The 12,299-nt window shown below is 72.8% G+C and carries 14 protein-coding genes; 10 read left to right on the top strand and 4 right to left on the bottom strand.

Annotated elements, in window-relative coordinates; genetic code table 11:
* The first annotated feature begins 6 nt into the window (after positions 1-6).
* The 3 genes from ACIA5A_RS08830 to ACIA5A_RS08820 all read left to right on the top strand — a co-directional run bounded on the left by ACIA5A_RS08830 (position 7) and on the right by ACIA5A_RS08820 (position 2,975).
* The gene (locus ACIA5A_RS08830) at positions 7-888 is read left to right on the top strand and encodes a hypothetical protein (protein ID WP_396758284.1); all 882 of its coding nucleotides are present in this window, start codon (positions 7-9) and stop codon (positions 886-888) included.
* Positions 889-1,006: 118 nt separating this feature from the next.
* Positions 1,007-2,173, top strand: a complete 1,167-nt coding sequence (locus ACIA5A_RS08825) for a geranylgeranyl reductase family protein (protein ID WP_396758788.1) — start codon at positions 1,007-1,009, stop codon at positions 2,171-2,173.
* A gap of 31 nt (positions 2,174-2,204) precedes the next feature.
* The gene (locus ACIA5A_RS08820; RefSeq protein WP_396758281.1) at positions 2,205-2,975 is read left to right on the top strand and encodes an isoprenyl transferase; all 771 of its coding nucleotides are present in this window, start codon (positions 2,205-2,207) and stop codon (positions 2,973-2,975) included.
* Positions 2,976-3,096: 121 nt separating this feature from the next.
* Here ACIA5A_RS08820 and otsB read toward each other — a convergent pair whose 3' ends face one another.
* The 3 genes from otsB to ACIA5A_RS08805 all read right to left on the bottom strand — a co-directional run bounded on the left by otsB (position 3,097) and on the right by ACIA5A_RS08805 (position 4,947).
* Entirely contained in the window at positions 3,097-3,921 is an 825-nt protein-coding gene (otsB, locus tag ACIA5A_RS08815) for a trehalose-phosphatase (protein ID WP_396758278.1), read from the bottom strand.
* Between the two features lie 68 nt (positions 3,922-3,989).
* Positions 3,990-4,343 carry a hypothetical protein gene (locus ACIA5A_RS08810; protein WP_396758275.1) on the bottom strand — a complete coding sequence of 118 codons (354 nt, stop codon included), beginning with the start codon at positions 4,341-4,343 and terminating at the stop codon, positions 3,990-3,992.
* A 163-nt stretch (positions 4,344-4,506) separates the two neighbouring features.
* Positions 4,507-4,947 (bottom strand): XRE family transcriptional regulator, encoded by a 441-nt coding sequence (locus ACIA5A_RS08805; RefSeq protein ID WP_396758272.1) that lies wholly within the window; start codon positions 4,945-4,947, stop codon positions 4,507-4,509.
* Positions 4,948-5,211: 264 nt separating this feature from the next.
* Here ACIA5A_RS08805 and ACIA5A_RS08800 point away from each other — a divergent pair, with 264 nt between their 5' ends.
* From ACIA5A_RS08800 to ACIA5A_RS08775, 6 genes are all read left to right on the top strand, one after another.
* On the top strand, positions 5,212-5,553 hold the full coding sequence (locus tag ACIA5A_RS08800) for a hypothetical protein (protein ID WP_396758269.1): 342 nt from the start codon (positions 5,212-5,214) through the stop codon (positions 5,551-5,553).
* The gene (locus ACIA5A_RS08795; RefSeq protein ID WP_396758266.1) at positions 5,550-5,975 is read left to right on the top strand and encodes a hypothetical protein; all 426 of its coding nucleotides are present in this window, start codon (positions 5,550-5,552) and stop codon (positions 5,973-5,975) included. The genes ACIA5A_RS08800 and ACIA5A_RS08795 overlap by 4 nt, the downstream gene beginning before the upstream one ends.
* Positions 5,976-6,237: 262 nt before the next feature.
* On the top strand, positions 6,238-7,647 hold the full coding sequence (locus tag ACIA5A_RS08790; RefSeq protein ID WP_396758263.1) for a PhoH family protein: 1,410 nt from the start codon (positions 6,238-6,240) through the stop codon (positions 7,645-7,647).
* A gap of 302 nt (positions 7,648-7,949) precedes the next feature.
* Positions 7,950-8,651, top strand: coding sequence for a transglycosylase SLT domain-containing protein (locus ACIA5A_RS08785; RefSeq protein WP_396758261.1), 702 nt, complete (start codon positions 7,950-7,952; stop codon positions 8,649-8,651).
* Positions 8,652-8,753: 102 nt separating this feature from the next.
* Positions 8,754-9,410: a rhomboid family intramembrane serine protease gene (locus ACIA5A_RS08780; RefSeq protein WP_396758258.1), complete on the top strand. Its 657-nt coding sequence runs from the start codon at positions 8,754-8,756 to the stop codon at positions 9,408-9,410.
* Between the two features lie 128 nt (positions 9,411-9,538).
* Positions 9,539-10,507 carry an NAD(P)/FAD-dependent oxidoreductase gene (locus ACIA5A_RS08775; protein WP_396758255.1) on the top strand — a complete coding sequence of 323 codons (969 nt, stop codon included), beginning with the start codon at positions 9,539-9,541 and terminating at the stop codon, positions 10,505-10,507.
* Positions 10,508-10,529: 22 nt separating this feature from the next.
* On the opposite strand, the gene ACIA5A_RS08770 is transcribed toward ACIA5A_RS08775, so the two are convergent.
* Positions 10,530-11,216, bottom strand: coding sequence for a TetR/AcrR family transcriptional regulator (locus ACIA5A_RS08770; protein WP_396758252.1), 687 nt, complete (start codon positions 11,214-11,216; stop codon positions 10,530-10,532).
* A gap of 140 nt (positions 11,217-11,356) precedes the next feature.
* Here ACIA5A_RS08770 and ACIA5A_RS08765 point away from each other — a divergent pair, with 140 nt between their 5' ends.
* Positions 11,357-12,286 (top strand): NAD-dependent epimerase/dehydratase family protein, encoded by a 930-nt coding sequence (locus tag ACIA5A_RS08765; RefSeq protein ID WP_396758249.1) that lies wholly within the window; start codon positions 11,357-11,359, stop codon positions 12,284-12,286.
* Positions 12,287-12,299 lie beyond the last annotated feature (13 nt).

The following is a 12,299-nucleotide window of genomic DNA, read 5'->3' as shown; positions in this document are numbered from 1 at the left end:
GATGCCATGAGGACGGCCGCCGAACCTGTCGAGGTCCGGCGGCCGTCCGCCGTCCGGGCGCTGACCACGTTGCTCGCCGTGACCGCGGCGGCCACCGTCGTGGTCGAGCTGCTCAACTACTGGTACGCCCCGGAGCAGGAGTTCGGTCTCGCCGTCCGCACGGGGTGGGCGATGCTCCGCTCGCTGGGCTTTCTGATCCTGATCGGGCACGTCAACCGCGGCCGGGTGGCGGCCCGGCCGTTCGGGCTGATCCTGGCCGTGACCACTGTCTTCGCGGTGGGCCGGCTGGTCGTCCCGCGACAGGGCGTGCCCGCGCTCCCCGGCCTGCTCGGGTTCGCCGCGCTCACCGCGCTCTGCGTCGCCGTGGTGGTGCTGCTCTACCGCTCCGACACGATCCGCGGTCATCTGGTCCGGCACCGCAAGGGTCTGGTGGTCGAGGGCGGCACGATCTCCTGGCGTGAGGTGGCGCCGAAACGCCCGCAGGCGAACGGGTGGCTGCTCACCGCCCGGGTCGCGGCGTTCACCTACAGCCCGCTGATGCTGGTGCCGGCGCTGGTGGCGACCGGGTCGCTGCTGGACGGCGGGATCGCCGCCGTGCCGGCGGTGCTGTTCTGGATCGGCGCCGGCATCGCGGCCAGCTACGCGGTGCTGTTCTGCACCGCGTTCCTGCTGCGCGGAAAGGACTGGGCCCGCCGGGCGCTGGTGCTTGTCACGCTCGGCGTGCTCGCGCTCGACCTCCCGCTCTGCTGGTGGCTGCTCGGCGTCGACGGCCTGATCCGCGACGGTGCCCCCCTGCTGACCGCCGCGATCCTCTGCCTCTGGTCCCTCCACCGCACCTCCCCCTCACCCCAGCCCCCGACCTGGGCGCCAGCATCGCGTCGATCATGACGTTGGCGGCGATGTCGATCTCCGTGGCTGCCGCCAACTTCATGATCGACGGAGTGGGCGGCGCGGTGGGGCCGGGAGGAGGTGCGGCGCGGGGGAGGATGAGGGGGTGGGTGGTTCGGTGTGGGACGTCGTGGTGGTGGGGGCGGGTCCGGCCGGGGCGGCGGCGGCGCTCGGCGCGCGGCGGGCCGGGGCGGCGCGGGTGCTGCTGCTCGACCGGTCCGAGTTCCCGCGCGACAAGGCGTGCGGCGACGGCATCGCCGCGCACGCGCTGGACGTCCTCGCCGAGCTGGGGGTGACCGGGGCCGTCGACGGATATCCGCCCCTGCCGGCGTTGCGCCTGGTCGGGCCCGGGGGCGGCACGGTGGCGCGGCCGCTGCCCCGACCGGCCTACACGGTGCCCCGGAAGGTCTTCGACGCGCGCCTGGTCCGGGCCGCCGTCGAGAGCGGGGCGGAGCTGCGGCGGCACACCGTCCGCCGGATGGAGGTGGCCGCCGACCGGGTGGTGCTCGACGGCGAGCTGGTCGCCCGGGCGGTGGTCGGCGCGGACGGCGCCGGCTCCGTGCTGCGCCGGGCGCTCGGGCACCCGGTGAATCCGGACCGGCACCTGGCGCTCGCCATCCGCGGCTACGCGCCCGCCCCACCCGGGCCGCCCGAGCAGCTCATCGTCACCTCGGGGGCGCGCTGGCCGGCGTACGCCTGGGCCTTTCCGATCGGGGACGGCCGGGCGAACGTCGGGTACGGGGAGGTGCTGCGCGGCGAGCCGCTGACCCGCGCGCACCTGCTGGACCGGATGGCCGCGCTGCTGCCCGGCACCGACCCGGCCACGATGACCGACCTGCGCGCCCACCACCTGCCGCTCTCCACCCACCGGCCGGCGCCGGGCCGGGGCAGGGTGGTGCTGGCCGGTGACGCGCTGTCGCTGATCAACCCGTTCACCGGTGAGGGCATCTTCTACGCGCTGCGCTCCGGCGCGCTGGCCGGGGCGGCGGCGGCCGGGGCGCCCGCCGACGCCGCCCGCCGATACGCGGCCGCGCTGCGCGAGCGGCTCGGCACCCACCTGCGGCACAGCTCGGCGGCGGCCTGGCTGGCCCGGCGGCAGTGGGTGGTCGACGCGGTGGTCGGCGCGGCCGGCCGGGACGAACGGGTCTACCGGACGGTGGTGGAGTTGGGGCTCGGTGACGGCCGCCTGGACGCCCGCACGCTGGCCGCGATCGCCGCCGGCGTGCCCCGGCCACGCCGGGGCGGAGACGACCGGCCGTCCCGCTATGCGCCACCGCGACACTGATCTTCGTGGTGGGTCGCTACCCTGCAAGGTGATGACTCTGCGGAAACTTCTCTACTCCGTGTACGAGCGCCGGTTGACGGCGAAGCTCGCGGGTAAGCCCGTGCCCGCGCACGTCGGCGTGATGTGCGACGGCAACCGCAGGTGGGCCCGGGAGATGGGATTCGTCGATCCGAACGACGGTCACCGGATGGGCGCCGAGCGGATCAAGGAACTGCTGCGCTGGTGCGACGCGGCCGGCGTCGGGCACGTCACGCTCTGGCTGCTCTCCACCGACAACCTCTCCCGGCCGGCCGCCGAGCTGGACCCGCTGCTCCAGATCATCGAGGACCTGACCAGCGAGCTGGCCGAGGAGGGCAACCCCTGGCGGCTGCGCATGGTGGGCGCGCTCGACGTGCTGCCGGCGCAGCACGCGGCCGCGCTGAAGGGCGCCGCCGAGCGCACCCGGGACCGCGACGGCGGGGCTCAGGTCAACATCGCCGTCGGGTACGGCGGCCGGCGCGAGATCGCCGACGCGGTCCGCTCGTTGCTGCTGGAGCACGCCGCGCAGGGCGGCACGCTGGAGGAGTTGGCCACCACGATCGACGTGGACGACATCTCGGAGCACCTCTACACCAAGGGGTTGCCCGACCCTGATCTGATCATCCGGACCAGTGGTGAGCAGCGGCTCTCCGGTTTCATGCTCTGGCAGAGCGCGCACTCGGAGTTCTACTTCTGCGAGCTGAACTGGCCCGACTTCCGCAAGGTCGACTTCCTCCGCGCCCTGCGCTCCTACGCCACCCGCCAACGCCGCTACGGCGTCTGACCCCGCCCTGCCGCCGTCGATCTTGCACATTCGGCCCCGATTATGAGCCCTGTGCCCGCTTCGCCCGGGCAGAAACTGCACGATCGGGGGCGGAGGACGGGGCGGGGTGGGGTGGGGTGGGTTAGGCGAGGTGGTGGAGGGCGGCGGTGAGGAAGTCGCCCAGGGCGGCCGGGGAGTCGAGCGTGAGGTCGGCGGCGTCGGCCACCTCGTGACCGGTCTCCGGGTTGGCGACGGCCACGCACACGCCGAGGAAGTCGGGGTCGGTGGCGGCGCGGGCGCGCAACGCGGCGAACGCCTTGATGTCGGAGACGTCGTCGCCGAAATACCAGGCCCCGCCGGCGTCCCGGACCGTCTCGCCGATGACCATGCCCTTGTCCCGGTCGACCGGCGGCTTCAGTTCCAGCACCATGCGGCCGGCCTGGCAGCGCAGGCCCAGCCGCTCGGCCCGGGCCCGGCCCCACTCCTGCACCACGTCGCCGAGATGCGGGGCGGTGCGCCAGTGCAGCGCGACGGAGAGCCGTTTGAACTCGACCAGGGCGCCGGCCGGCAACTCGGCCTCGGCCTGTGCGGCCAGCTCGGCCATGGTCGGCACCCACGGCAGGGCGGCCGGCTCGGTGACCGTCTCGCCGCCGGAGTGGCTGTGCTCCAGCCCGTACAGCCCGTAGAGGTCGACGTCGGCGAGGCCACCCAGGTGGTCGCGGAGGAACTCGACCGGGCGCGCGGACACGATGGCGATCCGGCGTACCCGGGGGGCGAGCGCCTCCAGCGCGGCGAGCACCTTCGGCGCGGGCCGGACCGCGGTGGGGTCGTCGTCGACGGGCGCGAGTGTGCCGTCGAAGTCGAAGAAGAGCACGACGTCACCCGCCCGGGCGGCGGTGGCACGCCAGGCGTGCTCGGCGTCCAACGGAGTCTTCGGCGGCTGGTTGCCCAGATTCAACGGCGGCACGCGCGTCAGCGTACCCCGCGCCGGGCGGCGTATTCGTGGCCGAGATGTGACGTCGGGACGACGTGGCGTCAGCGTTCGGCGGCTCCTCTTCCCCGGCGCCCGAACGGCACCACGGCCGCCTCCTGCCCGTGGCTGAGCAGGTAGCCCTCCACGAAGCCGGTGTTCCGGTCGCCGGTGTGCGCCTCGATCTCGTTGAGCCGCGCCACCAGGAACTCGGTGAGCGCGCTGACCCGGTCGTTGAGTCGGTCGTGCAACTCGGCGACGACGGCGAGGATCACCGCTGTGCCGGCCGTGGTGAGCGTGAGGAGATTGACGACCAGGGGAAGCTGTCCGCCGTTCAGCACGCCGACCACCACGTTGCCGGTCACGCAGGATGTCACCGACACCACCGCGACCACGACTGCCAACCATTTCAGGGTCATGGACAGACCCCTCCTTCTGTCCCGCAGGGCTGGGTTCGGCTGTGTCCCGTCCCCCCGCCGACGACGAGCCCTTAGCAGTACAAACGTGGACGCTAGCCGGTCCGATCCGTCCCCGAGGCGAAACGATCGGGACTGACCTTCCGTTCTTTCGCCATCTGAGGAACTACCCGGCTTGTTTCCGTCGATTTCGGACATTTGCCGGAAGTGTCGGGCGATATGCGAGGTAACGAATGGTTTCTCGGATGTGGAACTTCTCCGCGTCGGAGACGTTCGGGTCGATCAGCCGGCGGAGCAACGCCTCGACGTCGGGGTCCATCGGCGGCGGGGTGGGGGCGGTGCGGGAGCCGGTCGCCCGGTCCCAGCCGAGCGCCGTGAACGCGCCGGTCGGGTCGAGCCCGAGACCCTCGCAGAAGGCGACCACGCGCTCGGCCTCGGGATCACTCGCCCAGTCGCCGCGGACCCAACGGTTGATGGTCTGCCGGGAGACGCCGGTGCGCCGGGAGACCTCGGTGCCGCTCCAGGCCCGCATGGCGCGGGCGTCGTCCAGCGCGCGGCGGACGAAGGTGGCGAAAGCGATCTTCCGTGCATGGGCCGTCTCACTCACCCCGTGACGGTACGGCCAGTCGGTCGTTCCGAGGTGACTCGGCGCGCTGTTGTCACGCAGACGTGACGCTGATCCGGGTTTTCCGGTAAACGATCCAGAGCTGCTTCTGAGGGGTGCCACCCGGGCAGAATAGATAGACGCGAGTGCAGTCGCAAACGGACGGAAAGCTGATACTGTCACGCTCATGAGACAACTTACGGTGTGTCACGTGCTTGAGACGACGAGTGCTCACATGCGTCACTCCGCGGTTGCGGAGGGGGTCTCGTGACCGAGCTCGCGACCCGTGCCCAGGCGTTCGGGTTGATCGCGGACGGAGTCTCCGCCGGGTTGAGCGCCCCGTGGCGCCTCTACCTCGCCCGGGGCTGCCGGTACCTCTCGCTGAGCGTCGGTGACCGGGCGGAGTGGGACGCCTGGCGTACCCACCTGGGCTGTCCCGAACTGAGCGTGCGGGTCTACGACTCCGGCGGCGAGATCCGCCGTGCGTCCGTCGCCGAGGTGATCCTCGACGGCTGCCGGATCAGCGTGGAGCTGGTCGAGGAGGTCAGCACCGACGACCTGGAACGGCTGCTGGTGGTCGACCCGCTGCCCGGGGCGGACGAGCGGTGAGCCCCTTCCTCGCCGTCGTCCTGGTCCTGGTGCTCGGCTCCACCTGCTACGCCGCCGGCCGACTGCACGGCCAGCTCAGCTATCGCATCGGTTACCGGTTCGGCTACCGGCAGGGCTACTTCGACGGCGACCGGGGCGCCTGGAACCGCCGCCGCCGGGACGCCCAGGCGGCCATCGCCTCGGCGTTGTCCGGTCCCGCGCCGACCGTGGTGACGTCGGTCGGTCGGGCGCCCACGCCGTTCGGCGGCACCACCGTGCCGGCCGCGGTCACCGCCCGGCCCGGCGCCCCGGCCGTACGGGTCACCGCGACCGCTCAGCTCGGCGGCTCGGCCGCCCGCGTGGGTACCACGTACACCGGGTCCTCGTTCACCGCGACCGCCGCCGGGCCGAGGGCCGGCACGCTGGTCCGCCGGTCCGGCTGAGGCCCCACCTGACCGGCCGGGATGCGCGCAGGGGGCATGCATCCCGGCCACTTTCTCAGGCGTTCATCGGAGATCCATCCGGACCCCTAGCCGCGCGGGCCGACGGGGATTAGCGTCTAGGTATGGCACGGGGTTTTCCCGGGCCAGCCGGACAGCCCGGACCTGCGTCCTCGCGCACGGGGCCCGCATCCGACCCCGTGTCCGCCGGGCACCGGATGAGGCGGAACTCGGGTGGCCGGGTGCCCATCCGCGGAGCAGGCCTGTGACCACTCGCCGTACCCCCGCCGGTGCCGACCAGAACCCGGCCGCGACCGCCACGACCCGTCGGACCACCCGCAGCCGGCGCACCGCCGCCGCCGCCGCGACCGAGGAGCCTCGACCATCGGGCCCGGCATTCGTGCTGGACACCTCCGTCCTGCTCTCGGACCCGGCGGCGTTCCACCGCTTCGCCGAGCACGAGGTGGTGCTGCCGCTGGTGGTCATCTCCGAGTTGGAGGGCAAGCGGCACCACCCCGAACTCGGCTGGTTCGCCCGCCAGTCGCTACGCATGCTGGACGAGCTGCGGGTGCGGCACGGCCGGCTGGACCGGCCGGTGCCCGCCAACGACCAGGGCGGCACGCTGCGGGTGGAGCTCAACCACACCGACGACGGCGTGCTGCCGCCCGGCTTCCGCAACGAGTCGAACGACGCCCGGATCCTGTCGGTGGCGCTCAACCTGGCCGCCGAGGGGCGTGAGGTGACCCTGGTCAGCAAGGACATGCCGCTGCGGGTGAAGGCGGCGTCGGTCGGCCTGCGCGCGGACGAGTACCGGCACGGCCAGGCCAGCGACCCGACCTGGACCGGGATGGCCGAGTTGGAGCTGGCCGAGGAGGAGATCGCCCGGCTGTACGCGGGCGACGCGCTGGACCTGGACGCCGCCGCGGGGCTGCCCTGCCACACCGGGCTGGTGCTGCACTCGGCGCGGGGCTCGGCGCTCGGCCGGGTGCTGCCCGACAAGACGGTGCGCCTGGTCCGCGGTGACCGCGAGGCGTTCGGCCTGCACGGCCGGTCGGCGGAGCAGCGGATCGCGCTGGACCTGCTGCTGGACGAGTCGATCGGCATCGTCTCGATGGGCGGCCGGGCGGGCACCGGAAAGTCGGCGCTGGCCCTCTGCGCCGGCCTGGAGGCGGTGATGGAGCGCCGCCGGCACAAGAAGGTGATCGTCTTCCGCCCGCTGTACGCGGTCGGCGGCCAGGAGCTCGGCTATCTGCCCGGCTCGGAGTCGGAGAAGATGTCGCCCTGGGCCCAGGCGGTCTTCGACACGCTCGGCGCGGTGGTGCACGAGAACGTGCTGGAGGAGGTCACCTCGCGCGGGCTGCTGGAGGTGCTGCCGCTCACCCACATCCGAGGCCGGAGCCTGCACGACGCGTTCGTCATCGTCGACGAGGCCCAGTCGTTGGAGCGGGGGGTGCTGCTCACCGTGCTCTCCCGGATCGGCCAGGGCTCGCGGGTGGTGCTCACCCACGACGTGGCGCAACGCGACAACCTCCGGGTGGGTCGGCACGACGGCGTGACCGCGGTGATCGAGGCGTTGAAGGGCCATCCGCTGTTCGCGCACGTCACCCTCAGCCGATCGGAGCGATCTCCGATCGCCGCGATGGTCACCGACCTGCTGGAGGACATCCCGGGCTGACGTTGGCTTTTGTCCTACTTCGTCCGCCTTTTTAGTGTGGCGCAGATCACTTTTGGCCGCCGCGGTTTCCCACCCGCCTCACCGTGCGCGATGGTGTCCATCGAGCGTCACCGACAACTCCGGTGTCTGGAGTCCCATTCGCACCGGGCACTCGTCGAGCATTCTCCGCCACGGACGGCGGGAGCCACGAGGGCCGGTGCGCCGGTCGAGACCGGCGGGGCGGGACGCTTGCGGCACCCGGGCGCGGCCGGAAACCGGCCACGCGTGGTGCCGTGTCCCTGCCTCCGACGAAGGGAAACTTCGTGAGTCGGCTCTGGAGCCGGTTCGGCGCCCGTACGGCCGCTGTCGCACTGCTCTCCGTGGGCGTTGCCGGCGGCTTCTACCTGGGCGAAGATCGTCAGACCCAAGAGCAGGGTCTGACCGCGCAGGTCGGCCGCGAGGTCGACCAGGCCGAATACACCTACCAGCGCGAGCGGCAGGCCGACCATCGCCTGCAGTCGTCGAAGCAGCGGGCCGCCGAGTACCAGGCCAAGCTGCGGGCCGCGGCGGCGGCGAAGGAAGCCGCCGAGCGCGCCAAGGCGGCCGAGGCGGCCGCCGCGAACCGCAAGAAGGAGCGGGACGCGGCGGAGGCCGAGGCCAAGGCGACCGCCGACGCCAAGGCCAAGCCGTACGACGGGCCGATCCCGGCCTCGTGCGGGGAGTACAGCGGCAACCGGAAGATCGGTTGTGCCGTGATGCTCGACAAGGGCTTCGGGATCGACCAGTTCCCCTGTCTGGACAAGCTCTGGACGAAGGAGAGCGGCTGGAACCCGAAGGCCTCGAACAGCAGCTCTGGCGCGTACGGGATTCCGCAGGCCGTGCCCGGCAGCAAGATGGGCTCGGTGGCCGACGACTGGCGGACCAACCCCGCCACCCAGATCACCTGGGGTCTCGGCTACATCAAGGGCCGCTACGACACCCCGTGCGGCGCCTGGCAGCAGTCGCAGAGCGAGGGCTGGTACTGATCGGACCGACCGACGGCGGGACGCGCGGAGATCCGCGTGTCCCGCCGTCGTCGTCCGCCCTCCGACTGGCGGCCGGCCGCATTTACTGATAGCTCTTGGTGGGTGACCTGGCAGGACGGCCCTCGCGGCGGAGATACCAACCGGTTCGGCACCGACGCGTTCTACGCGTCGATCGGCCGGGCCTTCGTCGCGATGTGCGCGGTCGTGCCGGTGCTGTTCCTGATCGAGGCGCTCGACGTCGGGCTGCGCCTCAACCTCGACGTCACCGCCGGCATCATCCCGCACCGGATCCAGGGCCTGGACGGCGTCTTCTTCTCGCCGTTCCTGCACGCCGGCTGGAACCACCTCTACAGCAACAGCATCCCGCTCATCCTGCTCGGCACGTTCGTGCTGGCCGCCGGCACCCGCCGGTTCCTCTGGTCCACCGCGGTGATCATCCTGGTCAGCGGCTTGGGCGTGTGGTTCACCGGCTCGCCCACCTCGGTGGTGGTCGGCGCGAGTGGCGTGATCTTCGGCTACCTCGGTGTCCTGATCACTCGAGGCGTGGTGGAGCGGAGCTGGTGGAACTTCGCCGTGGTGCTGCTGGTCGGGCTGCTGTACGGCTGGCAACTGCTGGGCATCCTGCCGACCGACGAGCGCATCTCCTGGCAGGGCCACCTGTTCGGGCTGCTCGGCGGCGTGGTCGCGGCGATCCTGTTCCGCCGCCGCGGCGACACCGCGCCGGACCGGCTCGGCTCACCGCCGGTCACGCTGCCCTGACGACGCGTTATCGCCAACAGCGGGACGTGCTTGCCCGCGACCGTCCGCCCGCCTACCGTCGGCATCAGCTCCGGTTGATCCCTTGCCGGACTCTCCGGCCGGCACCCGGCGGAAAGTGACGGTGCGCCATGCGCGAGGTCGATGTCGCCGTGATCGGGGCCGGCCCGGCCGGGCTCTTCGCCGCCTACTACGCCGGCTTCCGCGGGCTGTCGGTGGCCCTGATCGACGCGCTGCCCGAGCCGGGCGGACAGGTCACCGCGATGTACCCGGAGAAGCTGATCCTCGACGTCGCCGGCTTCCCCGCCGTGAAGGGCCGGGAACTCGTCGCGAACCTGGTCGCCCAAGCCGCGCCGTTCCACCCCGAATACCTGCTCGGCGTACGCGCGGAGAAGCTCTCCTACCTCGACGAGCGGCCGGTGCTCGGCCTGGCCGGCGGCGAGCAGGTGCGCTGCGGCGCGGTGGTGGTGACCGGCGGGCTGGGCAGCTTCACGCCCCGGCCGCTGCCGGTCGCGGAGAGCTTCACCGGCGGCGGCATCGTCTACTTCGTGCCGCAGCCGACCGAGCTGACCGACCGGCACGTGCTCATCGTCGGCGGCGGTGACTCGGCCTTCGACTGGGCGGCCACGCTCGCCCCGCTGGCCCGGTCGGTGACGCTCGCGCACCGGCGGGACCGGTTCCGCGCGCACGCGGCCACCGTCGAGCGGGTCCGCGGCCTGCCGGTGCGCGTCGTGGTCAACGCCGAGGTGACCAAGCTGTACGGCGAGGAACGCGTCACCGGCGCCGAGCTGACCGTACGCGGCGGCCCCGCGGAGACGCTGCCGGTGGACACGGTGGTGGCCGCGCTGGGCTTCACCGCCGACCTGGGTCCGCTCGCCGAGTGGGGGCTCACCCTCGACCGGCGGCACATCCTGGTGGACAGCGCCATGGCCACCAACCTGCCCAGGGTCTTCGCGGCCGGCGACATCACCGAATATCCGGGCAAGGTCCGGCTGATCGCCACCGGCTTCGGCGAGGCGGCGACCGCGGTCAACAACGCGGCGGTCGCCATCGACCCCACCGCGCACCTCTTCCCCGGCCACTCCTCCGACGGCACGTAAGGCGGGGCCCCCTCCTAACGCGTCAGGGCAGGCCGATCAGGTCGGCCATCAGGGCAAGCTGGTGGTCGAAGTACTCGTCGCGGTGCGGCAGCGCCCGGTTGATCCGCCCGAACAGCTCGAAGCTGATCAGCCCGAAGAGCTGCGTCCAGCCGGCCATCCCGCGCGCCATCAGCGCGGGCGGCAGCGCCATCCCGATCTGGTCGACCAGTTCGGCCACGTCGGCGCGCAGCGGCTCGGGCAGGTCCTCGTCCGGCGGGGCGAGGCGGCCGGTGGACAATCCGTCGCGCAGGATCCCGATCAACGTCATCGGGGGGCGCTGGGCGGGCGCGACCGTGTCGTCCGGCGCCGCGTAGCCGGGAACCGGGCTGCCGTAGAGCAACGCGTACTCGGCGGGGTGGGCCAGTGCCCAGGCGCGGGCGGCGCGACCGGCGGCGAGCCAGCGCCCGCGCAGGTCGGCCTGGTCGGCGGCGGCGTCGGCCGCCTCCACCGCGTCGCCGAGCGCGTCGTACGCCTCCAGGATCAGCGCGGTGAGCAGGTCGTCCCGGCTCGGGAAGTAGCGGTAGATCGCCGAGGAGACCATGCCCATGTCCCGGGCGACGGCGCGCAGCGAGAGGTCCGCGCCGTCGCTGGCCAGGTGGCGACGGGCGACCGCCTTGATCTCGTCGATCATGCCGGCGCGGACCCGGGCGCGGAACGAGGGAGCGACCATGTCCCCACTGTGCCACGACGGAGAGCGGCAATCAAAAGCGAGAGCACCGCTCTTGACTTTGCGTGCAGGCGGAGCCATGCTTTCTCTGCGAGAGCGGTGCTCTCCATTCGGACTACTGCTTCAGAGAAGGTGGACCCGCCATGGCCCTGCACGTGATCGTCGGCGCCGGACCCGTCGGCACCGCCACCGCCCGACTCCTCGTCGAGCGCGGCGAGCGCGTGCGGGTGGTCACCCGGCGCGGCACCGGCCCGGAACACCCGGCGGTCGAGCGGATCGCCGCCGACGCCGGCGACGCCGATCGGCTCACCGCGCTCACCGACGGCGCGGTCGCGCTGCACAACTGCGCCAATCCGCCCTACCACCGCTGGTCGACGGACTGGCCGCCGCTGGCCGCCGCGCTGCTGACCGCCGCCGAACGCAGCGGCGCGGTGCTCGCCACCGTCGGCAACCTCTACGGCTACGGCCCGGTCGACGCGCCGATGACCGAGGCCACCCCGCCCGCCGCCACCGGCACCAAGGGCCGGGTCCGCAACCGGATGTGGTCCGACGCCCTGGCCGCGCACCGCGCCGGTCGGGCCCGGGTCACCGAGGTACGCGGCTCCGACTACGTCGGCGTCGGCGGCACCTCGCTGGCCATGATGGTGCTGCCCCGGGTGCTCGCCGGGCAGCGGGTGTTCCTCCCGGTCGACTGGGACGCCCCGCACACCTGGACGTACGTCCCGGACGTCGCCCGTACCCTGGTCGCCGCCGCCACCGACCCGCGGGCCTGGGGGCGGGCCTGGCACGTGCCCAGCGCGCCTGCGGTCTCCATGCGGGAACTGGCCGAGCGGGCGGCGAACCGGGCCGGCGCGCCCGCGCCCCGGCTGACCCGGATGCCCTATCCGCTGCTCTGGGCGGCCGGCGTGGTCAACCCGTTCGCCCGGGAACTACGCGAGACCGCGCACCAGTTCGCCCGGCCGTTCGTGCTCGACTCCCGGGCCGCCACCGCCACGCTCGGCATCGACCCCACACCGCTGGACGAGGTCGTCGACGAGATCGTCACCGGCCTGCGCGCCCCGACCGCTCGTTAGGCGAGGGCCCCGC

This window comes from Micromonospora sp. NPDC051300 (genome assembly GCF_044455315.1).
Classification (GTDB): Bacteria; Actinomycetota; Actinomycetes; order Mycobacteriales; family Micromonosporaceae; genus Micromonospora; species Micromonospora robiginosa.
Note: the sequence above shows the minus strand (reverse complement) of the source record. Positions and strands in the feature narration are given on the sequence as shown.